Source organism: Streptomyces finlayi, from assembly GCF_014216315.1.
GTDB lineage: Bacteria > Actinomycetota > Actinomycetes > Streptomycetales > Streptomycetaceae > Streptomyces > Streptomyces finlayi_A.
In genome coordinates, this window is the sequence record NZ_CP045702.1 from 133,725 (window position 1) to 159,509 (window position 25,785).

Consider the following 25,785-nt stretch of genomic DNA (forward strand, 5'->3'; position numbering starts at 1 on the left):
TGGCCGACTCGGTCCGCACAGGCGGACCTTCCGGTTCACTTCCCGCCCCGGCCCGGAATGCGGCAGGACTGCGTGCCCTCGGCAACGCTCGCCTCGGCCGCGACGATCGGCTCCGGCATCGAGGTGACGGTGGAGCAGGTGACGCACCATGCGCACATCTCCGCGATCGCCGCGGCGTCCGTGGTGACGGTGCCCACGGCGCTGTTCGTGTTCATGGTGTGGGCTCTGCACGCCCGCCACTTCAAGGAGCGCGGGCGCCGGCAACTGGTTCTTCCGGTGAGCTCGGCCCTTGTGCTCGTCACCACGCTCGCGGGCCATCGGGCCGTACCGCTGGCTGGTCTCGTATGCGAGCTCACCGTAGCCCTCGGCGCATCGATGTCCGCGCGCCGTCCAGACGCCGGGTGAGGATGCGGACCAGGTGATGTGCCCGGGCGGCGCTTCCGCTGCCCGGGTCCGTGGTCAGCGGATGAGGAGAGTCAGCGCGGCGCAGGTTCCGCCGGCCGCTCCGAAGGCCAGGACGACGGCCGCGAGGCAGCGATTCCTGAGCAGGCGGTATCGCTCGGAGTACTCACCACGGAGTTCGGCGGCCCGCTCGGAGATGCGGCCGAGCGTTTCCCCGCACGTGGCCATGCGATCCGCCATGTAGACGCGTTCGACGTCTTCACGCTGGGCGCCCGTCAGCCAGGGAAGCTGTTCGGCAAAGCGGCCTGCGCGGCGGCGGGCGTCCTCCACCTCCGCATTCCACAACAGGTAGCCCTCCAGCTGGGCCAGGCCCCTGGCGCTGTCCTTGTCGTGCTCCACGGCTTCCCCTCACTCCGTCGTGCCGTCCTCGTCCGGGGCGGGCTTCCTCAGGTCATCCACCGGTCGCCCGGCAGCGTTTCGAGCGCGCCGACGACGTACCGCCGGTTCGCGAACGTGCACGGCCGGAGGAACACCACGCCGGACGGCCGACCTGCAGCGGCATGATCCAGTTGCGAATCCGGCGAAGAGCGGCGTCGCGGACATCAGCGGCAAGATCGTGGGCTGCTTGCGCCGTACCGGCCGCTCGTCCTCGTGGACATCGGCACCAGCTGATTCCGACGTGTCCCTCTCGCCACTGCGACACTCCTTCGGTCGACGGCCGTTCGCGGTCTCGGCGACCAGAATGGCCCCCCGGCCATCCGCGCTGTGGGACATCCTTCTCAGCGCAACGGCGGCAGCCGCGAAGGACACTCCTTTGGCCGACGGCCCCTCACCCCGGCGGCCGTCGGAGCACCTCCCGGACCACAGCGGCGGCCGCTAGCCGCCGGCCCACTCACGCATGGCCTCGCGTGAGGGAAAGTCCGCGAGGTCTCTGTCGAGCGGGTGGTCGGTGAACTGGTGAATGCGCCAGGGCGCCTTGACACGGGGCCTGCCCGCGGCGACGTGGTCGGCGATCCACAGCCCGTCGCCCGCGTACGAGGTCGTGTCGTGGTTGAGCCAGAAGTGGCGGTTGCAGTACAGCAGGACCCGATGGTCCGGTCGCAGTCGCTTCACCGCACGGATGAAGCGGTCCTTGTCCGCGTTGCTCGCGCGCGTGCCCTCGCCGGTCTGTTCCCAGTCGACGGCGAGCAGGTCGCCGGCCCGCTCGGGAGTCCTGCTCACGAAGTACTCGGCCTGTTCGGAGATGTCTCCCGGCCACAGGAAGTGGTAGAAGCCGACGACACAGCCGGCCTCTCGCGCACGCTCGGTCTGGCCCTTGAGACGCGGATTGACGTAGGAGCGGCCCTCGGTGGCCTTGATGAGGACGAAGTCGAGACCGGCCGTGTCGAAGGATGTCTGGTAGGCGCTGACGTCGACGCCGTGCAGCATGGGCGCCACCTCCATGTGGGGTAAGAGATTCCGGTTCCTGTCCCCTACGTGCCCGGACCACTGACCTCCCATCCGTCGGCGGGAAGACGAACCGATACCTCGCCCTCGGAATAGTGTCCGCTCGCGCACGGTTGGTGACCGGACAAGACTTGATCACATCGCGCACCTCTGCATCGGAAGGTCGGATTCATGAAGATCGGCATCATCGGGGCGGGCAACATCGGCGGCAATCTGACCCGTCGTCTCACGGCCCTCGGGCACCAGGTCTCCGTTGCCAACTCACGCGGCCCGGAGACCCTCACGGGCCTGGCCGAGGAGACGGGCGCCCACCCCGTCACCGCGAGCGAGGCGGCGCGCGGCGCGGAGCTCGTCGTCGTCACGGTCCCGCTCAGTGCCGTACCGGCACTGCCGAAGGACTTCCTCGACGGAGCGGCACCCGGAGCGGTGGTCATCGATACCGGCAACTACTACCCGCAGCAGCGCGACGGCCGCATCGACGCCATCGAGGAGGGGCTGCCGGAGAGCCGCTGGACGGAGCAGCAGATCGGTCACCCCGTCATCAAGGCGTTCAACGGCACGTACGCGCAGGACATTCTGGACCGCGGCACGCCTGCGGGCACGCCCGGCCGTCAGGCGCTGCCTGTAGCGGGTGACGACCCGGCCGCCAAGCAGACCGTGCGGAACCTCATCGACGAGCTGGGCTTCGACACCGTGGACGCGGGTGGCCTGGACGACTCGTGGCACCAGCAGCCGGGCACACCGGTATACGGAAGTCAGGGTGATGTGGACACCATCGTCAAGGCCCTCGCCGACGCGTCCCCGGAACGCACCGCGCAGTGGCGCGCCTGAGGCCCGGCACCTGGGCCCAGCGGCGGGCGGGAGCGGGTCGCCGAGGTCGTACGCGAACCGGCGGCCGAGGCCCGGAGCGCTCCTTCCGGCGACCGGCCGCGGATTCCCGCGGGAAACGGAGAGGCATAGGCACCGACACTACTGATGAGTAGGGTGGCTCCGGGGCGTCGGCTCCACGGCCCCGCCGGCTCCCGGCAGTCATCCAGCCCGGCCGTGGCGAAGGAGCTGCCGCATGTCCCGCACCATGTCCGTCTCGGACAGCATCGTGATCGGCTCCGCCCCGTCGGCGGTGTACGAGGCGCTCAGCGACCCCACCGCGATGGGACGGTGGAGTCCGGAGAACACCGGTGCGAGGATCGTCGGGGAAGGCCGGGAGGCGTACGTCGGCATGGTCTTCGAGGGGCGCAACAGGCGCGGCTCGCTGCGCTGGACGACGAAGTGCACGGTGACGGCCGCCGAGCCCGGGAAGCGCTTCGCCTTCCGGGTCCACGCGATCGGCGCGCGGCACCCTCGGCTGCCCGGGTCGATAGCCACCTGGGAGTACCGCTTCGAACCGGTCGACGGAGGTACGCGCGTCACCGAGACCTGGACCGATGACCGGCGCGCGTGGCCGGACTTCCTGGCCAACGCCTTCGACCGGATCGCGACCCGGGGACATACGTTCGCCGCGTTCCAGACCGGCAACATCCGGACCACGCTGGAGCGGCTGAAGACGGCACTGGAGAGCAGCTGAAGCGGGGCGCCATCGTCTCCGGGCGGCGTCTGCCGACTCCTCCCGGTACGGCGCCCGCGCTCGCGCGGGCTCAGGCGGCCCAGTGCGAGGGCCGGGTCAGGGAGGGCGGCAGCCTGGTGGCGGTGTCACCCTTGGCCGCGTTGAGCTGGGCCTGGGTGAGGAACAGGCTCCCGGTGAGATCGGCGCCCGCCAGGTCGGCATCACGGAAGTCGGCACCGATGAGATCGGCGAGCCGGAGATCCGCCCCGCTGAGATCGGCCGCGATGAGATAGGCGCCCCGGAGATCGGCACCCCGCAGATCGGCACCCCGCAGCCGGGCACCGATGAGGTCGGCGCCGCGATGGTTGCGCCTCTTGCGCCGGGGAGCGGTGGCACGGACGAGCTCGCTCGTACGCAGGAGCAGTACGGCCACTGCGTCGCGGTGCGCCGACACGTCCAGCTCGGCGAGCGTGCCGGCCGGACGTTCCGTGAGGCGTTCCGTCGCGTCGAGTGCGCGCCCGATCTCGGAGTGGAGGGACTTCGCCGCAGGGAGCGTGAGCGCCTCGGTGAGATACCAGAGCAGTTCGTGAAGCTGGCGCATCACCGGGAACACCTGGAACATCTGCTGGGCGGTACCAGGTTCACGTCGCCAGTCCCGGCCGCGATAGGTCTCCTGGGAGACCTTCTGGCCGGCGCCGAAACAGTCGTACACGGTGCAGCCGGAGAATCCCTCGGACCGCAGCCGGGTGTGGATCCCGCAGCGGAAGTCGTCCCCCAGATTGCGGCAGGGCTCCCCCGCCTCCTTGTTGATCGCGAAGTCCGCCGAGGCCGTCAGGGTCAGAGCGACACAGCACAGCCCGAAGCAGTTCGCGCAGTCGGAGCGCAGCGCCGGGCGCTCTTCGGCGGGGAGGGCGGACGGGTCGTTCTCGGGCACGGTGGGTGGCTTCCTCTGGTAGGTCGTGCGGGAGGCCCGAGTTTAACGAGATGTCACCCGTACGCGCCGCCTCATGATCATCACCTGGCGGACCGGCCGGCCGTAACGTCCCGTTTCGCCCTGACCTCCAGGCGAAAGAGCTCGACCCGGACTCCGGCCACCTCTCCCCCAGGGCCCCGCTGACCGCTGACGGCGCGGGGACAGCCGGCCTGTGTCACGGCTTCGTCCATGTCCTGCCGCGTGACGCCCTCTCTTCCCGTACAGACGCCGGAGGCGCCGCCCTGTACGCCGAGTCGTCGCGGCTCTGGCTGCAGCTCGGTGCCGACCGGTGGGACTGCGACGTGGCGTCGGTGCGCTACTCCCGGCAGCCTGACGGCAGCCGCCACCTCACGATCGCGTCGCCGGGCGGCCCGCCCCGGGATGTTCCGGTGCCCGCCCCTGTCACCGGTCCGTTCGATCCGTCGTACGACTGGACCGATGCCCTCGCGGACGACTTCTTCCGGTGGGCGGCCGATCAGCTTGCCGTCCCCGGTCACCGGAACGTGCTTCGGGCCCACTATCAGCGGGGCTTCGAGCCGGTGCGACCGCGACCGTGGCGCGGTCCGCCCCCGAGCGCTGTCAGTGGGGTGGCGCACACTGGGGCCCACGCAGGTCACCGCCGAACGGGGGCACCGATGAGCACTGCTGACGAGACGGGATTCGAGCCCGCGACCGGGGACGGTCCGCCGCTTTCCGACCCCGGGAGCAAGCGCGCCGGGGCGGTCAGGACCGCGTACGAGGGGATGCTCCAGATCCGCCGGCTGACCAATACGGAGCACGCAGAACCCGAACGGGTACCCGCCTCCTGGGAGCTCCATCGCACGGTCCGGGCTGTGGCGCTCGCTCTGGAGGCCGCCGGTCTGCCGCCCTCCGCGGTCGACGCCTCCGGCCGACGGGTCGCCCTCGGCTACCGGGTGGGCCCGGGCGAATCCTCTGGTTCCGTCCGGGTGGAGTGGCTGGGCCCGTCCGGCAGCGGGGCGGCCCATGACGAGGAGGAGGCACTGCCGCGCTGCGCGGAGACCCTCCGCCGGCTGGGCTGGACGGCCCTGCTGTACCGAGGGCCGCGCCGGAGACGGTTCCTGGAAGTGGAACCACCGCCGGGTCGCCCGCGTACGGGGAGGGTCTGACCGGTCTCGGACGGGCGTCGCGGAGGCCCGGGAGCGCGTTGTCAGACCGATGGTGAATGCTTGACGGTCCGACACCTCTGACCGGGAGATGCTGAGATGCGCAAGGACGAGATCGCGGCGGCGCAGGCGTACGTCCGCCTACTGGAAGCCACCCGGGCCGCGCTCGCCGATCCGGATGACGCCCCCCTCTACATACCGTTGCTCGCTTCGCCGATGGCGGAGGCCGACGAGGCGCTTCGCGGGGCGGGGCTTTCAGGGAACGAGGAGCGGCTGTTCTCGCTCGTACGGGCCCTGCGGCCCAGCCTGACCGGCTCGGAGCGCTGAACTTTCCTCGGGCGGCCTCGCAGGCACGGCGCCCCCGGCGTCGCTACGGGGTGCCGTACAGGAGCGAGCCCGGCGTGGTGAGGAGTTCGCCCGTCTCCAGCCAGGTCTTGAGGCCGGACAGGATCATCGGCCAGCCCCCGTACAGCTCTTCGAACGCGCCCTCACGCAATTCGTCGTGGGTGACCGTCAGCCGGCAGGAGTCGCCGACCGGCTCGATCTCCCAGGTGACGCGGCTCGTTCCTTCGCTCTTCGCCTCATCGCTCCAGAGGGCCACCATGTTCTGGACCAGCTTGCGCGGCGGGTCGACCTCCAGGTTCCTGCCTTCACCCAGCGGGCCCGGCGCTCCTGGCGCGCTCATCTCGAAGCGTGAACCCGGCGTCCAGTCGGAGGTGACGCGGGCGCCGAAGTTGTACTTGCTCCTGATTTCCGGATCGGTGATCGCCTCCCACAGTCGCTCGGGGGTCGTGCGGATATAGATCTCGAAGACCTTCTCCATGGGATCCTCCAGCCGGCTCTTGAGACCGCTGAGCCCTTCGGCCCAGGGCTCCGCGTACTTGCTCACCCACCGATCGTGGACGAGCCGAATGGGCACCGGGTTCAGGAAGTGCAGCTTCTCCCGGCCGCGCCGCCTGCTGACGACCAGGCCGGCCGCCTCCAGCAACTTGAGGTGCTTCATCACCGCGAACCGCGTGATGTCGAAGCGGGCCTCCAGCGCACCCAGTGTCTGCCCGTCCTCGCGAAAGAGCTCGTCGAGCAGGCTGCGCCGGGTCGGATCTGCCAGGGCTTTGAACACCGCGTCCATCGGCTCAGAATATGTGACCTTTTGGTCACGTGCCAATCGGGATACCGCCGACGGAAGCCGCCTGAGACATACACCTTTCTTCTGGGATGAATTGTTTCAAGTCAAGAGGAAGCCAAGACAGCTGCTTGATTGGGCGGGCTCTGGAAACCGCGTACGTCCCCGGTGAAACGATTCATATCCTTCGTCACAACGGGTCGCCGGATGACTCTGCGCCTGGGAACAGCAGGGTTCGGCTCCTGGTATGGCGGAACTTCTCTCCGACGCCGCGAGGGCGCGGCCGTTCGCGGCGGTTCTGGACCCGGACGACGCGGCGTTCCTGGCGCCGGGTGATATGCCGGGCCGGATCGACGCCTTCCTCGTGCGGACCGGGCACACGCCCCCGGACTGCCCTGGCGGCTATGTGCGGTGTGTGCTGGAGAGTCTGGCGCTGGCGGCACCGGCGGACCCTGCGGCAGGCCGCCGAGCTGGCGGGCCGTGACCTGAACCGTATCCATCTGGTCGGCGGTGGTTCACGCAACGAGCTGCTGTGCCAGTGGACCGCCGACGCGACCGGCCTGCCGGTGACGGCAGGGCCGGCCGAGGCGACGGCGCTCGGCAACATCCTGCTCCAGGCACGGGCCCATGGCCTCGTGGGCGACCTCGCCGACATGCGCCGACTGGTCGCCCGCACGCAGGAGCTGCGTCACTACTCGCCCCGGGGCGATCGGCGGGACTTGAGCGTGCGGAGACGCGCCTGGGGGTCCGTTGAGCGGTGCTGCGTTCTATTCGGGAGCGCCGAGGCCCAGCTCCTGGTCACCGAGCGGCACGAAGTAGCGGGCCACCTCCGCATGGGTGACGTCCGCGAGTGCGGCCGGGTGCCACCGGGGATCGCGGTCCTTGTCGATGATCTGTGCGCGTACGCCCTCCACCAGGTCGGGTGCGGTGAAAGCCCGGCTGGAGACCCGGTACTCCTGGTCCAGCGCCGCTTCCAGGCTGTCGAGCCGACGGGCCCGGCGCACCGCGGCGAGGGTGACCTTCAGCGCGGTGGGTGACTTGGCGAGGAGGGTCTCTGCGGTCTCCTTGGCGGCGGTCACCCCGCTGCCGTTGAGCCGGTCGATGATCTCTTCGACGGTGTCGGCCGCGTAGCAGGCGTCGATCCACGCGCGGTGCGTGGCGAGCTCGGCCTCGGGCGCCTCGGACACGTACCGCAGCACCGTCGCCGTCACGTCGTCGGGGCGGGCGCATCCGGCTAGTTCGGCGGCGAGGCCGGGCAGCCGTTCCGAGGCCACGAAGTGGTCGGCGAGCCCGCACAGCACGGCGTCCGCCGCGCCGACGGCCTGTCCGGTCAGCGCCAGATGGGTGCCGAGTTCGCCGGGCGCCATCGCGAGGAGGTGGGTACCGCCCACATCGGGGACGAATCCGATGCCGGTCTCGGGCATGGCGACGCGCGAGCGCTCGGTGACGATGCGGACATCGCCATGGGCAGACACCCCCACGCCGCCGCCCATCACGATGCCGTCCATGAACGCGACGTACGGCTTGGGGAACCGTGCGATGCGGGCGTTGAGGTGGTATTCGTCGCGCCAGAAGGCCAATGACGCCCTGCCCCCGGCGCGTGCGTCGTCATGGATGGAACGGATGTCCCCACCGGCGCACAGCCCGCGGTCCCCCGACCCGCTGATCAGGACGGCGACGACCGCGTCGTCCCCTTCAGCCGCCGTGAGGCCTTCGTCGACGCGTCCCACCATGGCGTGGGTCAGCGCGTTGAGAGCCCGTGGCCGGTTGAGTGTGATGTGGAGGATGCGGCCTTCGGTGTGCAGCAGGACGGTGTCGTCGGTCATCTATGCGCTCCCGCTCGGGGCCTGGGCGGGTCTTCCGCCGGTCGTGGACGATCTCTCCCTGTCATTCTGCGACGGCGGCCGCCCGGTCCGGCAGCGGGTGACCACCTCGCCCGTCCCGGACAGCGGGTGACCGCCTCACGTCGCGTATCAGAGAGCCTTGTGCATGATGTGCAGCCCTACGTATCCCTTGACCGGATGGTTGAAGCCCTCGGGCAGTGTCCCCAGCACCTCGAAACCGAGTGACCGGTAGAGGCGCACGGCGTAGACGTTCGTCTCCACCACGGCGTTGAACTGCATGGCCCGGAAACCTTCGGCGCGGGCCCAGTCCAGGCTGTACTCGCACAGAGCCCGGCCCACACCCTTGCCCGCGTGGGCGGGGTCGACCATGTAGCTGGCGCTGGCGATGTGCGAGCCGTTACCCATGTGGTTCCGGTTCATCTTCGCCGTGCCGAGGACGGTGCCGGAGTCGTCGACGGCGACCACGGCACGGTTCGGTGCCCGCACCAGCCACCACTCCCGCGCGTCGTCTCCGGCAAGATCCACAGGGTAGGTGAATGTCTCGCCCGCCGCGACGATTTGGTGGAAGAACGGCCAGACGGCGGCCCAGTCCTCGGTGGTGGCTTCCCTGATCATCATGGGGACCAGAATGCCCGTTCACTTCGTCGGCGGCGAGTCCTTTCCGATGGAAAGGACCAGCTGACACGAGGGCTTATGACGAGGCCATCCTCCTTCGCAGTCCGAGCCGAGCCAACAGGCCCGTCCCCGCGCCCCGTTCGGGCAGTGGCTCCCACGGCTCCCCCCTCGCGGGTGCCTGCGCCGTCGCTCGTGGGCCCACCAGCACCGTGGTCTCCGATGGCGCGGCCGCCCGCCCGGACGCACCCCGGTCACCTCGTCCCTCGCCCGGGCGTGGTGCGGCCCTGCTCTCGCGTGCCCGGTCCAGTTCCATTGTCAGGTTGATCCGCCGCCACAGAATCTCGTCCGGATCGTCCGCGAGCATCAACTGCGCCATGATTTCGCGCCCGCTCACCGACGCCGACCGTCCGAAGACCGGCTGCGGCCTGACCCTGGCCAGATAGGCACGCTCATACGGATCGTCGACCACCTCCGCGAGCTGGACCGGGTCGAGGGCGGAGGCCTGCACCGACGCACGCACCCACGCGTCCTCGGTGCCGCTCAGCAGCCTGTCGATCCTGCTGGAGCGCCAGTTGCGCGCCCGCCAGTCGGTGCCCGCCTCCAGCATCGTCCGCATCCCGACCGGGCTCTTGCCGGCGAGCAGCCCGGGCTCCCGAATGGCGAAGCGGGCAAGATCCTCGGTGAGGTAGAGCCACACCACCACGCGGTAGCGGTTGAGATAGAACGAGACCGGTGAGAGGCACCCCACCCGGGCCAGCCGCGTGAACCGCACCGGGCTGATCCCGAGCAGCCCGGCGCCCTCCGCCGTCCCCGCCGTCCGCACCCGGTCGCGCAGCGCTTCGGGAAAGCCGGACTGTGCTCGCAGCCGGGCGATCTCCTCGCTGCGGACCCTGGGCCGCCCGCCGCTCCGACCGTCGGTGACGCCGATCAGCCCGAGGTGTACCGCCAACTCGAACTCACCGCGCCGCAGCTCCAATTGCTGCGCGGCACGGCTCGCGGCCACAGTGACGGCGGCACCCGCGTCAGCGTTCTCGGCCCTGTCTGCGGCGCGCCTGTGCGTCGCTTCCGTAACAGCCATGACTGTCCTCCCCCGCGAGGTCGAATACTCTGTGTAACCACGGTAGCCCGGAGGAGGCTCGACCCGTCCAGCCTGTGGATAACTTTCGGGCCGCACGATAGGAGCACGGAGGAAAGACGAACCGTGCAGGTCAGAGACGGCTTGGGCCACCGTCGACGCCGCCACCGCGCAGCGCGACGCCGAGATGTTCGCCCACGCGGTTCACGAGCAGGGTCATCTCGTAGGCGACCTGGCCGACATCCGCCTCGGCCGCGCTCAGTACGCACAGACAGCTGCCTTCGCCCGCGGCGGTCACGAACAGCAGCGCCTCATCGAACTCCACCATCGTCTGCCGCGCTCGCCCCGCCCCGAAGTGCCGGCCCGATCCACGGGCCAGGCTGTGCAGACCCGACGACACCGCGGCGAGGTGTTCCGCGTCCTCGCGTGCCAGTCCCGTGCTCGCCCCGGTCACGAGGCCGTCGTTGGACAGCACCAATGCGTGTCGTACGTGCTCCACCCGGCCGGTCAGATCGTCAAGGAGCCAGTCAAGTCCCCGGTCCAACGTCATGCGTTCGCCCTCCCCGCTCATACGTTCCCCACTTCGCGCGTAAGCCTTGCCTACCGCTCCCGTACGGGCAAGCACCGTTGTTCGCCGGGGCGCCGCTTCGCGCCACGCTCCTCACTGCCGGAGGATGACTCCATGGCACACCACATGGCTCGGGACGCATGGCATTCCTTCGTTTCAGAGGGCACGCGCACAGGCAAGGTATCGACCGTCCGCGCCGACGGCAGCCCTCATATCGCTCCCGTCTGGTTTCTGCTCGACGGTGACGATCTCGTCTTCAACACCGGTAAGGAGAGCGTGAAAGGCCGCAATCTTGCCCGTGACGGCCGAGTGGCGGTGTGCGTCGACGACGACCGCCCGCCCTTCGCGTTCGTGGTGCTCCAGGGGCATGCCGTACTCAGCGAGGACCCTGCCGAGCTGCGGCACTGGGCGCCCGGATCGCCGCCCGGTACATGGGTCAGGAGGCGGCCGAGGAGTTCGGCGCACGCAACGGCGTGCCCGGCGAACTCGTCGTGCGCGTACGCGTGGACAAGGTGGTGGCGATGGCCGCCGTCGCCGACTGACGGCAGCCTGCCGCCGGGTGTGCGGGGCTACCCGACGGAGTCGAGCAGCCGGGCCGTGTGCATCCGCCCGGCGTACTCGACCATACGGATCAGGACTTCTTTTCCGGACTCGCGGTCGCGCGCGTCGCACAGCACGACCGGGGTGCCCTGATCGAGATCCAGGGCGCGCGACACGTCCTGCGCCCCGTAGGTACGGGCGCCCGGGAGGGGGTCGTACCGGATCGAGCCGTGCAGTCGCAGGGCCGCCATGCCGATGTAGTGCATGCCGGCGACCCCCAGCCCTGTCGTGAGCCCTCCGATCAGCAGCGCCCGGGTACGGCCGCGGCCGTAGCCGACGGCGAAGACCCCGGCTCCGACCATCACCATGGCGACCAGCAGGCTGAACAGCGTGAGCGGCACGTCGTACCGGATGTCGGTACCCGTGACACCGAATCCGAGCATCGCGACGAAGTGCATCGTCCAGATGCCCGTGCCGATGGCGGAGGCCGCGGTGATCAGCCAGTTGCGTCGCGACCGGCCGCTCGTGTCGAGCGCACGCACGGTGCAGCGCGGTCCGAGCGCGGCTTGGATGGATGCCATCGCGTACGACAGTGCGGGTGTCAGCCAGCCGAAGGTGGCGTGGTCCAGGTGTCCCATAAATCGTCCCGAACGATCAGGCAGCGGTCGAGCATGTGCACCGCTGCTTGCCGTTTCGTTCACTTGGGGACTGAGCGATCATGTGCGTATGACTGACGACCGCATACACGTACAGGACTTCTTCGCTGTCCGGGCCGCCGACTGGGACAGCCGCTTCCCGGATGACGGACCTGCGTACACCGCCGCAGTCGAGACCCTCGGACTGGGTCGGGGCGACGCTGTGCTCGACGCGGGCTGCGGTACGGGGCGCGCACTGGCCGCCCTGCGCGAGGCGGTCGGCACCGGGGGCACCGTCCTGGGCGCGGATCTCACACCCGCGATGCTGGAGGCCGCGGTGCGCGCCGGACGTGACCGCAGCGGCGCCCTCCTCCTCGCCGACGCCGCACGACTGCCCCTGCGGAACTGCGCGCTCGACGCGGTGTTCGCGGCCGGTCTGATCTCGCACCTCACGCGCCCCGGTCCAGCCCTGCTGGAGCTGGCGCGCGTGGTGCGGCCGGGCGGTCAGCTGGCCCTGTTCCACCCGGTCGGCCGTGCCGCGCTCGCGGCGCGGCACGGCCGGACGATCACCGACGACGATCTGCGCGCCGAGCCCGTGCTCCGTCCTCTGCTGGCCGGTTCGGGGTGGCACTTGGAGACGTACGTCGATGAGGACGACCGCTTCCTGGTCCGCGCCGTACGCGCGGCATGAGGCGTACGCGCGGCATGATCCGGTCACCACGACGGGCCTTTCACCCACGACGAGTGGTCCACCAACGATGAGCCGTTGATCCGCGATGAGGGGCTCACCGACACGTCACTCGGAGCGTGCGGCTATGGCCGACACCAGTGCGTCGGGCCGGTCGAACATGATGCAGTGCGCCGCACCGGGGACGGTGAGCACCCGCACGCCCGCGTCCTTCAGCTCGTCGGCGCCCGGGAGTTCGCCGCTCAGAGCCCCTTGCAGATAGGTCCGGTCCGCCGTCGATTCCATGAGCATGCGGCGCATGGTGGGCTCGGTGCCCCGCATCAGCCCGACAGCGCTGCGGTGCAGCGCGAGCGGGTCCGTGAGCCGCATGGTCGAGGCCCACATCGGACGTACATGCTCCAGCACGCGGGCGAAACCCCCTCCGTGGACAAAGGCTTCCTCCGTCCACGAGCCGATGCCGCTGCCGCCGCTCGTCCCTGGCGGGTACGGATCGAGATTGGCCTCGGTGAGCACCATTCGCGCGACCAGCTCGGGCCGCCGATGGGCCAGGACGACGGCCACCGCTCCGCCCATGCTGTGGCCGACGAGTTCCGCGCCCCGCACACCGGCTTCGTCCAGCGCCGCGGCCAGCGCGTCGGCATGGTCCTCCAGGGTGTACCCGAAGTCCGCGGGACGGTCGCTGGTGCCGTGCCCCGGCAGGTCGACGAAGAGTGACAGCCGCCCCACCAGCGCCGGGTCGGCGGCGATGTGGGCGTGGTACGCCGCGGACATCGCTCCCAGGCCGTGCACATAGACCGTCGCCCCGCCGTCGCCGTCCGGCCTCGCCGCCGACTCCGTCCACCGGATCCTGCTGCCCTGCTCGTCGAACTTCGCCTCGTTCATCGGCCGCCCCTCTGCCCGTACTCCACCGAGTCCGCCGCCGGCATCAGGCCCGCGGTCGGACCCGACGCACGATACATCGGCGACGATGTATAACGCCATCGGCGTATAACGCAGCCGCTGTACCCCGGCGTACGACAGAATGCGGGCATGCTGGAACTCGCCATCCTTGGATTCCTCTACGGGGCCCCGTTGCACGGCTATGAGCTGCGCAAGCGCATCACTGCCCTCACCGGGCATGTGCGGCCGGTCGCGGAAAGCACCCTCTATCCTGCGATCAAACGGCTGGAGAACTCCGGGCTGCTGGTCCGCGAGACACGGCCCGGCACGACGGCAGCGCCCCGCCACGTGCTGACCCTGACCGGCGGGGGCAGGGCCGAGCTGCTACGGCGGCTGGCACACCCCGCCCCCGGGGACATCACCGACGAGAACCGCTGGTTCGGGATACTGGCCTTCCTCCGGCATCTTCCGGACCCGGCGGCTCAAGCGGAGGTGCTGCGGCAGCGACTGTCGTTCCTGGAAGAGCCCGCGAGCTTCTTCTACGAGGGCGACCGGCCGCTTCGCGCGGAGGAAGTCGACGACCCCTTCCGGCAGGGCATGCTCACCATCGCCCGGGCGACCAGCGAAGCGGAACTCCGCTGGCTGCGCGCCACCCTGGAGTCACTCGACCGGGGCGTCTGACCCCCGAACATGCGCGACCGGGCAGCCGCGCACTCCCGGGGTGGGGAACGTACCGAGTGCGGCGACCTTGTAGCCGTCCGGATATCCCTTGATCTCCGGGTTCTGGCGTGCGTAGTGCGCCGTGGAACGGGGCGGCATGAGGCGTACCGCCCGGGCCCGCAGGCGGAGTGCCCCGCGGGTCAGCCGCCGGGCGACGGGGCCGGGACGCTCGTACCTGAAGGCCCGCAGCAGCGAATCGTCCAGGAGGGCGAGGCTGGCGCCACGCACGACTCGAGCAAGGGGCTTCGGGTACCAGGAGGCGATCAGCGCGAGGGTGGCGTCCGACACCTCGCGTCCCCCCTCGTCCCAGCCGAAGTGCGCTTCCTCGTAGGCGTCGAGCGTGCGCTCGAAGTCCTCGTACGTCCGGGGCACGTCCCTGATGCCCATATGGGCGCCGAGTGTGCGGTAGTAGACGGCGACGGCCGTCAGTTCATGGCTGGAGAGCCGACGCCATCCATAGGTGTCGAGCCAGCGCTTCGGTATGACGACGAACGTACACAGCACATAGCGCATGTCGTCGTTGCTGATGTCGTAACTGCGGTGCATCTGGTTGATCCGCCGGACAGCGGTGCGCCCGGCTTCTGCGGCGAATCCGTGCTCGGCCACGGTGTCCAGGAGCAGGGCGGTGTCGTCGTATCTCTTCTGCGAACGGTCCGTCAGTTCGGCGGTCTCCGCGAGGAGCCGGCCGATGCTGGGGATCGCGTAGGTGCGGTAGAGGGCGAGTTCGAGGGCACGCGTGACATCCCAGGGGAATTCGTACGCCACGGTCAGCCGGTAGATCTCCAGGAAGTCCCGTTCGGGGTCGAGCTGCCGAATCTCCTTCAGCCGGTCGTACCGCTTCGCCATGCTGTCCCCCTTCGTCGGCCGGACCTCCGCCTCAGGAGGAGACGGCGGAGCTGCAGCACACGCGCGGTGCGCTCCTGAGGGTGTTTACCCGGCCCCCGGCCACGCATACCGACGGCCCGCCGGCGGTATGCCCCCGGCGGTGCCCCCGGTTGTCAGGGCCTCGACGACGAGGTTACCGACTGGTTAGGGTGCGGGCCGACGGATCAAGCCGTGACCCGAACGAGGAGGGTGCTGTGGCCGGGACGCAAGACACGGTCGCCGATGACGACGCACTGTACGTGCTGACCGCGGTGCTGTTGACGCCCGCGCAGTTCCCGAGCGTGCTCGGTGACGACTACGTGGCCGCGTGCGGTGCGCTGGCCCTCGAACCGTACGCCGAGGGGTACGGCCTCGTGCTGGGCCAGGACGGTGGCGGAGCCCGCTGGACCGTGGTCGTCGACGATGTCTCCCTGGTCGCGGTCGCCATCGCGTCCTGGGACTGCGGGATGGAGTACGACCTCTCGCCGGACGACCGCTCGGTGGTCTGCGCGCTGCCGGGCTGGCCGCTCGCGGTCGCGGTAGCCGCGCCGGGTGTACCCGCGCCGCACGACCCGCTGCCCGACCCGGGGGCCGAGGGCGAGGACCCGCTCCCGCTGGCACCGCCGGACACGGAGACCTGGGGGCCCGCGCAGCGTCGCCTGGGGGCGGACGAGATCGCCGCGCAGTGGGCGGCGTGGCGCGAGCAGATCGACGACGAGACGGCCTTCGGGCGGCCGGTGGACCATGCCGGCGACGCCGCGCGGACGGGGGCTGCCGACGGGTCCGAGGAGACGGACGGCGACTCCACGCGGTCCGGCCGCCACCCTGGCCTGCGGAGGGTCCTGGAGGAGGCCCGCGCCTATGTCTGCGCTCCGCCCCCGCCCGGCCGCATACGGTCCGCGTTCGCTCCTGGCGGCGCCCGCACCCTGCGTGTCGACGGTCCCGGCTGGTCGCTGGTCGCCAGGACCGACGACATCGCGTTCGCCCTGCTGGACGAGGAACCGGGTGAGGTGCTGCCCATCGGACGCGGGCCCGAACTGCCCGGCCTGCTGGCGGCTCTGGACGCGATGGCCGTCCGGCCGGCCTGAGGACTCCGCACCCGATGGCCGTCCGGCCGGCCTGTAGGCGCGGGCCGTGCGGAGCACCGCCGGCGGGCCGATGCGAGCGCGGTTCGGTGATGCTCCGGCGCCGCCCGCGCGCCGGGCGGCGCTGCGGCGGGAACCATGGCCTCGCGCTCGGATCAGGGCGGACCGCCGCAGGCCCGTCCTGATCCGAACGAGAGGCCGTGGCGGCGGGTCAGCGGCCGATCTGCTTGCGGCCGGCTCTGCGGAGTCTGCGCCGCTGGGACGGATCCAGCATCAGGTACCCCGCGACGGGCACCCCGATCAGCACGAGCAAGGCCCACCAGAATCCGATGAGCGGCCACAGGACGGCTGCCGCGACAACTCCGCCGAGGGCGATCTTTGTACCGTTGGACATGGTCCCTGCCTCCTTCGCGGCCGAGCCGCTCCTGCTGTGAGAACGCTCGTGCTGTGAGAACGCTCGTGCGCGCCCATCGGTTCCACGGAAGCGCGCTTATCGCAGCGGTTCGCCGACCTCGTGCATGTGGCTCAGTGCCTGCCGGTAGGACTCGATGAGTCCGGTCTCCGCGTACGGCATGCCGATGGCCTCGCAGTGGGCCCTGACGAGCGGCTGGGCCAGACGCAGGTGGGGGCGGGGCATGCTCGGGAAGAGGTGGTGCTCTATCTGGTAGTTCAGTCCGCCCAGGAACCAGTCGTTCAGGGCCGAGCCCCGGACGTTGCGCGAGGTGAGGACCTGACGCTTGAGGTGGCCCCAGCGCTCGCCGTCCGGGTCGGGCATCTCCATGCCCTTGTGGTTCGGCGCGAACGCCATGCCCAGGTGGAGGCCGAACAGTGCGTGGTGCACGAGGGCGAAGACGACGGCCTTGCCGAGCGACATGGTGGTCAGGAGCAGCGTCGCGTACAGAGCGAGGTGGCTGACCATCAGCGCACCGGAGACGAGACGCTCACGCACCGGCTGGCTGCGCAGGAACTGGAAGCCGGAGACCTTGAGGGCGATGCCTTCCAGTAGCAGCATCGGGAAGAAGAGCCGCGCCTGGTTACGTGTGAGCCAGCGCGCGAAACCTTCTCGCTGTGCCGCCTGCTTCTGCGTCCACACCAGTGCCCCGACCCCGACATCGGGGTCCTTGTCGATGTGGTTGGGGTTTGCGTGGTGACGATTGTGCTTGTCGTTCCACCACGCCTCGTTCATTCCGAGGAGCAGGTTGGAGTGGACCAGCCCGATGTTCCGGCTCGTCCTGCGGTTGCCCGATATCTGGGAGTGGCCCGCGTCGTGCCCGACGAAGGCCATCCGGGCCCACACCAGGGCCAGCGGCAGAGCCAGGAGCAGGGACCACCAGGTGTTGCCGAGGAGCGCCAGGCCCGTGATCACGGCTCCGAGGGCGACGAGGTTGACGGCGATGCCCGCCGCGTACCAGCCGGTGCGACGTTCCAGGAGCCCCTGGCCCTTGACGGCACGCAGGAGGGGCGCGAAATCGCTCCCCGTGGTTCCGGAAGCGGTGGAGCCGCCGAGACTCTCGGAGTCGCCGGTCACCTCCGATCCGTCGCGAGTGTGTTCAGCAACGGTGGCTACCGCCTGGGGCATGACGTCTCCGGTCTCTGGGCATCTGCGCTGACCTCATGAAACGTACGGATGGGAGCCCGCGGCAGCCATGACGCCACCACCCGGCTTTTCGGGGGGGCAGGCCCCCGGTACCGATGGTGGCGCAAGCTGCACCACGAGTCCCTGAAGGCAGAAACGAGTGACCTGGATCACAGCATATTTCTCCCGGAAGGAGCGTTGGGTGGAGTACCCTCGGCGACCCCGGCCCCACTAGTCAAATTTGAGGAATCTGACATCGCTGTGCACAGGCTTCCTGCGGCAACGCTTTCCGAGATCTCTGAACTGTCCCGCTGCTCCGCAGTCTTCCTTCCCGCAGATCCGGCCCGTACCGGCCTGATCGCGTTCTGGAACCCGGACGGTAGCACCCCTCCCCGGACCCCCGGGATTCCGCGGGAAGTGACCGTCGTCGGGGCGGACGCACAACCGTACGTGGTACCGGCCGTACTCCTGTCCGTACGGGAGGCCCTGCCGGTACTCACGCGGGCGCGGGCGAGCGCGCACGCCTCCCCCGCTGCCGCCTTCTGGGGTGCCGCGGGTCTGCTCGCCCTGCAACTGAGCGCACGTGGCCTCCTCCTGCCGGGGCTGAGCCCCGCCGATCACGATGCCTGGCGGGCCGGCCCGTTGACGGCGGACGACTTCGACGGGATTCGGACCCTCGCGGCAGCCATGCCGCCGACGGCACACGCGGTGCCGGTCGATGAGGCGGCCGAGACCGTGCTGCTACCCGAGCCGGAATCACTTCTGCGAGCCTTCCTCGACGCTGTGGCCGACTCCCTTCCGCGTACTCCGGCCGCCGTGATCGCCACGGGAAGTTTTGCCTTCGCCTCTGAGGAACCACAGAAATGTGCTGATCAACGTAGATGGACCGCCGATGTGGCGGCCGGCCACGACGCGGGCGTACGACTCTCCCTACGTATCGAGGTCTCAGGGATCAACGAGTCCGCAGAGGGCACAAGCGGAATGACGGGTAAGGCGACCGCCCGGCCTTCGTTCCGGGCCGTTCTGCAGATCCACAGCGTCAGCGATCCCACGCTCGTCGCGGACGCGGCCGACGTCTGGGCGGGCACCGCTCCGACCGCCGCGGCCTTCGGCCCGCGGGCCCGGATGGACGCCCTGCTCGCCCTGCGCCGCGCCGCGCGCGCCTGGGCGCCCCTGACACCTCTGCTGTCGGCCGCGGTTCCGAACGCCCTCGAGCCGGCGGACGAGGAGATCTCCGAACTGCTGGGACCCGCCGCCCGGGCACTCGCGGCGACCGGCGTCCAGGTCCACTGGCCCAAGGAGCTGGCCCGCAAACTCACCGCGCGCGCGGTGATCGGTGGCGTCGGCCCGCACGAGGGCGACGACGGCGAGGACGGCTCCAAAGGGCCCACGCGCACGGAGTCGGACGCCCCGTCCTTCCTCTCCGTCGACGCGCTCCTCGCTTTCAACTGGCGGTTCGCGCTCGGCGACCAGAAGCTCACCCGGGAAGAGCTCGACCTCCTCGCGGAAGCCGGCAGGCCGGTGGTCCGTCTCCGCGACCAGTGGGTGCTCATCGACCCGGAGGAGGCCAGGCGCGCCCGCGAGACGCAGGACCGCAAGGTCACTCCCATCGACGCACTCGGCGCCGCGCTGACCGGCTCCACCGAGGTGGACGGGCGCCGCGTCGAGGTGGCGGCGACGGGCTGGCTCCAGCAACTGCGGGACCGGCTGGCCGATCCGGAGTCGGGCGGGAACCAGACCATCGGGCAGCCGGGCGCCCTCACCGCGACCTTGCGCGACTACCAGCTGCGCGGACTGAACTGGCTGAACACCATGACGTCCCTGGGCCTCGGCGGCTGTCTGGCCGACGACATGGGGCTGGGCAAGACGATCACACTGATCGCCCTGCATCTGCACCGTCAGAGCGTCGATTCCGCCGCCGGCCCGACGCTGGTCGTGTGCCCGACGTCCCTGATGGGCAACTGGCAGCGGGAGATCGAGAAGTTCGCACCCGGTACGCCCGTACGACGCTTCCACGGCGCGTCACGCTCCCTGGAAGGGCTGGCCGACGGCGAGTTCGTCCTCACCACGTACGGCACGATGCGTCTCGACGCGCCACGCCTCGCGCAGGCCGAGTGGGGCATGGTCGTCGCTGACGAGGCCCAGCACGTCAAGAACCCCTACTCGGCGACCGCCAGACAGTTGCGGACCATCGGGGCGCGGGCCCGCGTCGCGCTCACCGGCACCCCGGTGGAGAACAACCTCTCGGAGCTCTGGGCGATCCTCGACTGGACGACGCCCGGCCTGCTCGGCCGGCTGGGCGCCTTCCGTACGCGGTACGCGAGCGCCGTCGAGGGCGGCAACGACCCCGGGGCGGCCGAGCGGCTCGCCACTCTGGTGCGCCCCTTCCTGCTGCGGCGCCGCAAGTCGGACCCGGGCATCGCCCCGGAACTGCCGCCCAAGACCGAGACGGACCGCGCGGTGTCACTCACCGCCGAACAGGCCGGTCTGTACGAGGCGGTGGTACGGGAGACCATGGCCGAGATCTCCGGAGCCGACGGCTTCGCGCGCCGGGGGCTCGTCATGAAGCTGCTCACGGCACTCAAGCAGATCTGCAACCACCCCGCGCAGTACCTCAAGGAGGAGCGGCCGCGGATCGCGGACCGGTCGGGGAAGGTCGAACTGCTCGACGAACTCCTCGACACGATCCTGGCGGAGGACGCGAGCGTGCTGGTGTTCACCCAGTACGTGCAGATGGCCCGACTGCTGGAGCAGCACCTCGCGGTGCGCGGCGTCCGTACCCAGTTCCTGCACGGCGGCACGCCGGTCGCCGAGCGCGAGGCCATGGTCAACCGGTTCCAGGCGGGCGAGTCACCGGTCTTCCTGCTGTCGCTGAAGGCGGCCGGGACGGGACTGAACCTGACCCGGGCGGGCCATGTGGTGCACTTCGACCGCTGGTGGAATCCGGCCGTCGAGGCCCAGGCCACGGACCGCGCGTACCGGATCGGTCAGACCCAGCCGGTGCAGGTGCACCGGCTGATCGCCGAGGGGACCATCGAGGACCGGATCGCCGAGATGCTGGCCCGCAAACAGGGTCTCGCGGACTCGGTGCTCGGTGCCGGCGAGACGGCACTCACCGAACTGACCGATGCGGAACTGGCCGATCTGGTGGAACTGCGAGGGAGCGCCCGATGAACGACCGATACGAGACGGACGACGCGTACGAGGATCAGGGCAGCCCTGCCGCACGGGAACCCGAGCGCACCTTCGCCGCCCTGCCGCCGGCCATCGGCCGCGGTTTCGCGACGTCCTGGTGGGGCCAGGCATGGCTGAAGGCGCTGGAGGACACCGCACTCGACGGTGAGCAGCTCAAGACAGGACGCCGGCTGGCCCGCGAGGGCAGGGTCGGTGCGGTCTCGGCGCGGCCCGGCCGGATCACCGCGGTCGTCCAGGACCGGGACTCGACGGCGTACCGCAGTGATGTGCTGCTCCAGCAGCTGAGCGACGAGAAGTGGGACCGCTTCCTGGACATGGCCGTCGACCGGGCGGGGCACATCGCCGCTCTCCTCGACCGGGAGATGCCGCCTCATCTGGTGGAGGACGCGGCGGCCGCCGGGGTGGACCTGCTGCCGGAGATCGGGGACCTGGAGCCGGAGTGCACGTGCGAGGCCTGGGACCACTGCCCGCACACGGGGGCGCTCTGCTACCAGGTGGCGCGGCTGCTGGACCAGGACCCGTTCGTCCTGTTCCTGATACGTGGCCGCGACGAGCGGCGGCTGCTCGACGAGCTCCAGGCCCGCAGCACGGCCCGGGCCGTGCGAGGAGCGCCCGCGTCGCCGTCACCGGCTGCACAGGAAGGACCCGGGGCGGGGGTCGGGGCGCTGGAGGCGTTCGCGGCGAGGGACATCCTTCCTCCGCTGCCCGCCACGCCCGCGCTGCCTTGCGAACCGGGGCAGGCGCCAACGCTGGACACGGAGGCCGGCCCCGCGCCGGGCATCGACCCGGCGGCGCTGGAGCTCCTGGTGGCGGACACCGCCGTACGGGCTTACCGCATGCTCACGGAGGCGTTGACCCCGGGCCACGAACTCCAGCCGCTCCAAGGTGAGTTGACGGTGTATCAGGATGCGGTGCGACTGGCGGCCGACGCCCTGCCTCAACCGCGGATCGCGGCCCGTATCGCCGAGGGGGCAGGGCGGCAGCGTGCCGACCTCGACGCGGCGGTGCGCGCCTGGCAGTACGGCGGGCCCGCGGCGCTGACCGTCCTCGACGAGGAGTGGGAACCGGACCCGGAGTCCCTGGCACGGGCCCGCACGCAGCTCGCCGAGGCATGGGAGGAGGGCGAGCGGCCGCGGCTGAGGGCCGGGCGCAGCCGTTGGACGGTGGCGGGTGCCGACATCCAGCTCCGGTACGGGCCGGACGGCCGCTGGTGGCCGTACCGCAAGGAACGGGGGCGCTGGATGCCCGTGGGGCCGGCGGACAACGACCCTGCGGGTGCGCTGGCGGGTGCCCTGCCGGAGGCGTAGGCCGTTCGGCGCGCCTGTGTTCCGGCCCGGTGCGGGCCGTCCGCCATCGGGCCGGAGCACGTCCGCGAGCGGGTGCCGGCCCTACGGAGCGACCGGCAGTTGACGCTTGTGCTCGGTGAGGCGGTAGCGGCCCACGATCGTTTCGACGACCCGCTCGTCCACCGGCTTTCCTTCCAGGAAGTCGTCGATGTCGTCGTAGGTGAGCCCGAGGGCCTCCTCGTCGGTCTTGCCCGGAGCGAGGCTCTCCAGGTCGGCCGTCGGAGCCTTCCAGACCAGCTCGGCGGGGGCACCCAGCACGTCCGCGACGGCACGCACCCGGCGCTTGGTCAGGCCGGTCAGCGGGACCAGGTCCGCTGCGCCGTCACCGAACTTGGTGAAGAAGCCTGACACCGCTTCGGCCGCGTGGTCGGTGCCGACGACCAGTCCGCCGTGCGCGCCCGCCACCACGTACTGCGCGATCATGCGCTGCCGTGCCTTGATGTTGCCGTGCACGAAGTCCTGGTGGTGGGCGTCGCGGAAGCTCACACCGGCGGCCAGTGCGGCCTCGAGCGCGGCGTCGCTCGCGGGCTTGATGTCCACGGTCAGCACGTCGTCGGCACGGATGAAGGAGAGCGCGAGCTGGGCGTCGTGCTCGTCGGCCTGGACTCCGTAGGGCAGCCGCATCGCGTAGAAGCGCGCTTCGTGGCCGGCGGCCCTGGCCCGCTCGACGGCGAGCTGGCACAGCCGGCCGGCGGTGGTGGAGTCGACGCCACCACTGATGCCGAGCACCAGGGAGCGCAGACCGGTGGAGGTCAGCCGCTCGGTCAGGAAGGCCACCCGGCGCTCGATCTCCCGCTCGGCCTCGAAGGTCTCGGCGACCTGGAGTTCCCGGGAGATCTCCTGCTGGAGGGCGATGGACGCCGGCTCGCTCACGTCTGCTCCTTGTTCCGTTTCATGGAGTGCTGTCTCAGCCAGCCTATCCAGGAGGTGGCCGCCTGGCCGGGGCGGTCCGTACCGGCGGGCGGGTGGGCGGGTGAAGCGGATGACCGGTCCGGTCCGCGGCCGGTGAAGCGGATCGCGCAGCGGCGGTGCGAGGTACCACCGCGGCACGACGCGGGGCGCACGCGTTCGTCACGTGCTGTCCTCACGTTCAGCTCGATGCCACCGCGCGTTGAGGCGAGGGGCAGAGCCTGACCTCGTCCGAGCGTTTGTGCACCAGGAGGCCCCATGTCCGCCCGAATCACCCGTCGCTCTCTCGCTGCGGGGCTGCCGCTCGCTCTGCTGTCGACGTTGTGCGTGGCCGCGACGGCCGGCGCGCAGGAGGGTCGCGGGCACCACGGCGGCTCCGGGACCACCGCCCGGATCACCGCCGGCGCCGTGCTCGGCGACGTGCCGCTCGCGGGGTTCAGCAACAGCCTTCTGCCCGGCTCGGTCTCCGACGACCGTGGCGTGAAGCTCGGCGGTATCGGCAGCGACATCTACCCGGCGGGCCGCAAGGGCGAGTTCTGGACGGTGACGGACCGGGGCCCCAACGGTCAGATCAAGATCGACGGCAAGAAGCGGCGTACGTTCCCCGTGCCCGGCTTCGACCCCGCGATCGTGAAGATCCGGGTCACCGGGAAGCGGATCGAGGTACTCCAGGCCCTGCCTCTGACGACGGCGTCGGGCGCACCGGTCACCGGCCTGCCGAACCAGCCCAGCCGTGACGAGGCACCGTACGGACACGACGCCCGTACCCCTCTCGCGTACAACCCGAACGGCCTCGACACCGAGGGCATCGTCCGTGCGGCAGATGGTTCCTTCTGGCTGGTCGACGAGTACGGCCCCTCGCTGGTCCACGTCTCCGCGCGCGGCCGGGTGCTGGCCCGGTACGTCCCGGAAGGGCTCGGGCTCGAGGGTGCCGGTTACCCGGTGATCAAGGCCCTGCCGGGCATCCTGCTGAACCGCAGGATCAACCGCGGGTTCGAGGGCCTCGCCCTGCTGCCGGACGGTGATCTGGTCCTGGCCGTGCAGAGCCCGCTCTCGCTCCCCGACGAGGACGCGGGTGAGAGCTCGCGCAATGTCCGGCTGCTGCGCTTCGCCACGAAGAAGCAGGCGGTCACCGCCGAGTACGCCTACCGGTTCGACCCGGTCGGTGTCGTCGATCCCGGTGAGGACGACCCTTCCGAGCTGAAGATCTCCTCGGTCGTCGCGCTCGGCCCTCACACGCTGCTGGTGGAGGAACGCACCGACAGGGCTGCGCGCCTGCACCGGGTGACGCTCCCCCACGGCTCCGGAATCCTCGGTTCGGCCTGGGACGACCCGGCGGCCTCACCTTCGTACGAGGAGCTCACCGACCCCTCGGCAGCGGGTGTTCCGGTTCTGCGCAAGAGTCTCGTCGTCGACCTGGGGAAGGTGGCGGGCCTCCCCGGCAAGATCGAGGGCGTGGCGGTCACGGGCCGTGACACCCTCGCGGTGATCAATGACAACGACTTCGGGATGACGGACGGCGCGGACGCTTTCGACGCGAACGGCCGACTGGTCGACAGCGGCATCGAGACCTCAGTGACGCTCCTGAAGCTGCCCCGCCCGCTCCGCGGCTGACGGCTGCTGGTCCGGTCCGGTCCGGTCCGGTCCGGCAAGAGCACCCGGGCAGTCGCTCCTCCGGCGACGGTGCCACGCCGGCCTGTTCGGCCGGGGACTCCTGTGTGCCGACGGGGTCTCCGGCCGAAGGGAGTGGCCGCCGCCGGGAACCGAACCACGGGGCTTCTCGTCATCAGCGGGAGACGGCCGCGCTCTGCCCGCCCGGCTGACCTCTGCCCCAATGGAGTACGCCGATGCCGCAGCCGGACCGTAGAAGCCTCCTTCAGGGCGCCGCGGTCGCCGCTGCCGCGGCTCTCCTCCCCGCATCGGTGCGCGCGGTGGCCGCCTCCTCGGGCGAGACGGACTGTCCGCAGGCGGCATGGAAACCGGCGTCGCCTTCCAACTACACCGCGGCGAACCGCCCTTCGTCCCATCCGGTTGACCTCGTCGTGCTCCACGTCACCCAGGCCACGTTCGGCAACACGGTCGGAATCTTCGCCGACGCGGCCAAGCAGGTCTCGGCGCACTACGTAGTGCGCTCGGCGGACGGATACATCGCCCAGTGCCTACGGGAGAAGGACATCGGCTGGCACGCCGGGAACTGGGACCACAACGCGCGCAGCATCGGCATCGAGCACGAGGGCTGGGTGGACCGGCCCGCCTACTTCACCCACATCATGTACGAGCGTTCGGCGCGGCTCACGGCGGACGTATGCGACCGTCACGGCATCCCCAAGGACCGCGCGCACATCGTCGGCCATCACGAGGTGCCGGGCAGCGACCACACGGACCCGGGCAGCAACTGGGACTGGGATCGCTACATCCGTCTCGTCAACCTGGTCTGAACGCGACCGCCTGTCAGCTACTGAGGTTTTCGAGGTGAGGTCGGCGGGTTGATGGCCAGTCGTGTGGCGGTGAGATGATCGGCCTCTTCCGCCCGCAGCCGTGGTGCTCGCCTCCCCGAGCTGGTCTCCCGCCCCCTGAGCCGCTCTCCCGCCTTCTCTCGCACGTCTCCCCTCCGGCCACCTCAGGGGCCGACAGT

At 70.5% G+C, this 25,785-nt stretch carries 25 protein-coding genes and 3 pseudogenes; 14 read left to right on the top strand and 14 right to left on the bottom strand.

Annotation, left to right across the window (positions count from 1 at the left end):
• Nucleotides 1–72 precede the first annotated feature (72 nt).
• Complete coding sequence (locus F0344_RS00685) at nucleotides 73–405, top strand: low temperature requirement protein A (RefSeq protein WP_185296907.1); 333 nt, start codon at nucleotides 73–75, stop codon at nucleotides 403–405.
• Nucleotides 406–459: 54 nt separating this feature from the next.
• Here F0344_RS00685 and F0344_RS00690 read toward each other — a convergent pair whose 3' ends face one another.
• Both F0344_RS00690 and F0344_RS00695 read right to left on the bottom strand, forming a co-directional pair.
• Nucleotides 460–801, bottom strand: coding sequence for a hypothetical protein (locus F0344_RS00690; protein ID WP_185296908.1), 342 nt, complete (start codon nucleotides 799–801; stop codon nucleotides 460–462).
• A gap of 477 nt (nucleotides 802–1,278) precedes the next feature.
• On the bottom strand, nucleotides 1,279–1,830 hold the full coding sequence (locus F0344_RS00695) for a GH25 family lysozyme (protein ID WP_185296909.1): 552 nt from the start codon (nucleotides 1,828–1,830) through the stop codon (nucleotides 1,279–1,281).
• A gap of 168 nt (nucleotides 1,831–1,998) precedes the next feature.
• On the opposite strand from F0344_RS00695, the gene F0344_RS00700 reads away from it, so the two are divergent.
• Both F0344_RS00700 and F0344_RS00705 read left to right on the top strand, forming a co-directional pair.
• A complete protein-coding gene (locus F0344_RS00700) occupies nucleotides 1,999–2,679 on the top strand; it encodes an NADPH-dependent F420 reductase (protein WP_308461003.1) in 681 nt (226 codons plus the stop codon).
• Nucleotides 2,680–2,911: 232 nt separating this feature from the next.
• On the top strand, nucleotides 2,912–3,412 hold the full coding sequence (locus F0344_RS00705) for an SRPBCC family protein (protein WP_185296911.1): 501 nt from the start codon (nucleotides 2,912–2,914) through the stop codon (nucleotides 3,410–3,412).
• A 70-nt stretch (nucleotides 3,413–3,482) separates the two neighbouring features.
• Here the strand turns inward: F0344_RS00705 and F0344_RS00710 are convergent, their stop codons facing one another.
• Nucleotides 3,483–4,325: a pentapeptide repeat-containing protein gene (locus F0344_RS00710; protein ID WP_185296912.1), complete on the bottom strand. Its 843-nt coding sequence runs from the start codon at nucleotides 4,323–4,325 to the stop codon at nucleotides 3,483–3,485.
• Nucleotides 4,326–4,999: 674 nt separating this feature from the next.
• Between F0344_RS00710 and F0344_RS00715 the strand changes: the two genes are divergently transcribed.
• Nucleotides 5,000–5,491 (top strand): hypothetical protein, encoded by a 492-nt coding sequence (locus tag F0344_RS00715; protein ID WP_185296913.1) that lies wholly within the window; start codon nucleotides 5,000–5,002, stop codon nucleotides 5,489–5,491.
• Between the two features lie 96 nt (nucleotides 5,492–5,587).
• Nucleotides 5,588–5,815: a hypothetical protein gene (locus F0344_RS00720; RefSeq protein WP_185296914.1), complete on the top strand. Its 228-nt coding sequence runs from the start codon at nucleotides 5,588–5,590 to the stop codon at nucleotides 5,813–5,815.
• A 43-nt stretch (nucleotides 5,816–5,858) separates the two neighbouring features.
• Here the strand turns inward: F0344_RS00720 and F0344_RS00725 are convergent, their stop codons facing one another.
• The gene (locus tag F0344_RS00725) at nucleotides 5,859–6,617 is read right to left on the bottom strand and encodes an ArsR/SmtB family transcription factor (RefSeq protein ID WP_185296915.1); all 759 of its coding nucleotides are present in this window, start codon (nucleotides 6,615–6,617) and stop codon (nucleotides 5,859–5,861) included.
• A 241-nt stretch (nucleotides 6,618–6,858) separates the two neighbouring features.
• Here F0344_RS00725 and F0344_RS36680 point away from each other — a divergent pair.
• Nucleotides 6,859–7,177, top strand: a pseudogene (locus tag F0344_RS36680) (FGGY-family carbohydrate kinase); the annotation flags it as partial.
• Between the two features lie 201 nt (nucleotides 7,178–7,378).
• Here F0344_RS36680 and F0344_RS00735 read toward each other — a convergent pair.
• The 4 genes from F0344_RS00735 to F0344_RS00750 all read right to left on the bottom strand — a co-directional run bounded on the left by F0344_RS00735 (nucleotide 7,379) and on the right by F0344_RS00750 (nucleotide 10,695).
• The gene (locus F0344_RS00735) at nucleotides 7,379–8,437 is read right to left on the bottom strand and encodes an enoyl-CoA hydratase/isomerase family protein (protein WP_185296916.1); all 1,059 of its coding nucleotides are present in this window, start codon (nucleotides 8,435–8,437) and stop codon (nucleotides 7,379–7,381) included.
• A gap of 147 nt (nucleotides 8,438–8,584) precedes the next feature.
• Nucleotides 8,585–9,073 (bottom strand): GNAT family N-acetyltransferase, encoded by a 489-nt coding sequence (locus F0344_RS00740; RefSeq protein ID WP_185296917.1) that lies wholly within the window; start codon nucleotides 9,071–9,073, stop codon nucleotides 8,585–8,587.
• 73 nt (nucleotides 9,074–9,146) lie between these two features.
• A complete protein-coding gene (locus F0344_RS00745; protein ID WP_219732095.1) occupies nucleotides 9,147–10,148 on the bottom strand; it encodes a DUF6397 family protein in 1,002 nt (333 codons plus the stop codon).
• 130 nt (nucleotides 10,149–10,278) lie between these two features.
• The gene (locus tag F0344_RS00750) at nucleotides 10,279–10,695 is read right to left on the bottom strand and encodes a roadblock/LC7 domain-containing protein (protein WP_185296918.1); all 417 of its coding nucleotides are present in this window, start codon (nucleotides 10,693–10,695) and stop codon (nucleotides 10,279–10,281) included.
• 132 nt (nucleotides 10,696–10,827) lie between these two features.
• Here F0344_RS00750 and F0344_RS00755 point away from each other — a divergent pair.
• A pseudogene (locus tag F0344_RS00755) lies at nucleotides 10,828–11,255 on the top strand (PPOX class F420-dependent oxidoreductase).
• 204 nt (nucleotides 11,256–11,459) lie between these two features.
• Here the strand turns inward: F0344_RS00755 and F0344_RS00760 are convergent.
• Nucleotides 11,460–11,891, bottom strand: a pseudogene (locus F0344_RS00760) (MHYT domain-containing protein); the annotation flags it as partial.
• A gap of 88 nt (nucleotides 11,892–11,979) precedes the next feature.
• Between F0344_RS00760 and F0344_RS00765 the strand changes: the two are divergent.
• Entirely contained in the window at nucleotides 11,980–12,579 is a 600-nt protein-coding gene (locus F0344_RS00765) for a class I SAM-dependent methyltransferase (RefSeq protein WP_185296919.1), read from the top strand.
• Nucleotides 12,580–12,684: 105 nt separating this feature from the next.
• Here F0344_RS00765 and F0344_RS00770 read toward each other — a convergent pair whose 3' ends face one another.
• Nucleotides 12,685–13,458 carry an alpha/beta fold hydrolase gene (locus F0344_RS00770; protein WP_185296920.1) on the bottom strand — a complete coding sequence of 258 codons (774 nt, stop codon included), beginning with the start codon at nucleotides 13,456–13,458 and terminating at the stop codon, nucleotides 12,685–12,687.
• 147 nt (nucleotides 13,459–13,605) lie between these two features.
• Here F0344_RS00770 and F0344_RS00775 point away from each other — a divergent pair, with 147 nt between their 5' ends.
• Nucleotides 13,606–14,136 (top strand): PadR family transcriptional regulator, encoded by a 531-nt coding sequence (locus F0344_RS00775; RefSeq protein ID WP_185296921.1) that lies wholly within the window; start codon nucleotides 13,606–13,608, stop codon nucleotides 14,134–14,136.
• On the opposite strand, the gene F0344_RS00780 is transcribed toward F0344_RS00775, so the two are convergent.
• Nucleotides 14,116–15,021 (bottom strand): oxygenase MpaB family protein, encoded by a 906-nt coding sequence (locus F0344_RS00780; RefSeq protein ID WP_185296922.1) that lies wholly within the window; start codon nucleotides 15,019–15,021, stop codon nucleotides 14,116–14,118. The two genes, F0344_RS00775 and F0344_RS00780, sit on opposite strands and share 21 nt — an antisense overlap.
• A gap of 233 nt (nucleotides 15,022–15,254) precedes the next feature.
• Between F0344_RS00780 and F0344_RS00785 the strand changes: the two genes are divergently transcribed.
• Nucleotides 15,255–16,127: a hypothetical protein gene (locus tag F0344_RS00785; RefSeq protein ID WP_185296923.1), complete on the top strand. Its 873-nt coding sequence runs from the start codon at nucleotides 15,255–15,257 to the stop codon at nucleotides 16,125–16,127.
• Between the two features lie 208 nt (nucleotides 16,128–16,335).
• Here F0344_RS00785 and F0344_RS00790 read toward each other — a convergent pair whose 3' ends face one another.
• On the bottom strand, nucleotides 16,336–16,518 hold the full coding sequence (locus F0344_RS00790; protein ID WP_185296924.1) for a hypothetical protein: 183 nt from the start codon (nucleotides 16,516–16,518) through the stop codon (nucleotides 16,336–16,338).
• Between the two features lie 96 nt (nucleotides 16,519–16,614).
• Nucleotides 16,615–17,703, bottom strand: coding sequence for an acyl-CoA desaturase (locus F0344_RS00795; protein ID WP_185296925.1), 1,089 nt, complete (start codon nucleotides 17,701–17,703; stop codon nucleotides 16,615–16,617).
• Between the two features lie 258 nt (nucleotides 17,704–17,961).
• On the opposite strand from F0344_RS00795, the gene F0344_RS00800 reads away from it, so the two are divergent.
• Both F0344_RS00800 and F0344_RS00805 read left to right on the top strand, forming a co-directional pair.
• Nucleotides 17,962–20,874 carry a DEAD/DEAH box helicase gene (locus F0344_RS00800; RefSeq protein ID WP_185296926.1) on the top strand — a complete coding sequence of 971 codons (2,913 nt, stop codon included), beginning with the start codon at nucleotides 17,962–17,964 and terminating at the stop codon, nucleotides 20,872–20,874.
• The gene (locus F0344_RS00805) at nucleotides 20,871–22,202 is read left to right on the top strand and encodes an SWIM zinc finger family protein (protein ID WP_185296927.1); all 1,332 of its coding nucleotides are present in this window, start codon (nucleotides 20,871–20,873) and stop codon (nucleotides 22,200–22,202) included. Before F0344_RS00800 ends, F0344_RS00805 begins: the two co-directional genes overlap by 4 nt.
• Nucleotides 22,203–22,283: 81 nt before the next feature.
• Here F0344_RS00805 and nadE read toward each other — a convergent pair whose 3' ends face one another.
• Nucleotides 22,284–23,114 (bottom strand): ammonia-dependent NAD(+) synthetase, encoded by an 831-nt coding sequence (gene nadE, locus F0344_RS00810; protein ID WP_308460879.1) that lies wholly within the window; start codon nucleotides 23,112–23,114, stop codon nucleotides 22,284–22,286.
• A gap of 294 nt (nucleotides 23,115–23,408) precedes the next feature.
• Here nadE and F0344_RS00815 point away from each other — a divergent pair, with 294 nt between their 5' ends.
• Both F0344_RS00815 and F0344_RS00820 read left to right on the top strand, forming a co-directional pair.
• Nucleotides 23,409–24,764 (top strand): esterase-like activity of phytase family protein, encoded by a 1,356-nt coding sequence (locus F0344_RS00815; RefSeq protein WP_185296928.1) that lies wholly within the window; start codon nucleotides 23,409–23,411, stop codon nucleotides 24,762–24,764.
• A 233-nt stretch (nucleotides 24,765–24,997) separates the two neighbouring features.
• Nucleotides 24,998–25,588: an N-acetylmuramoyl-L-alanine amidase gene (locus tag F0344_RS00820; protein WP_185296929.1), complete on the top strand. Its 591-nt coding sequence runs from the start codon at nucleotides 24,998–25,000 to the stop codon at nucleotides 25,586–25,588.
• The last annotated feature ends 197 nt before the right edge of the window (nucleotides 25,589–25,785 follow it).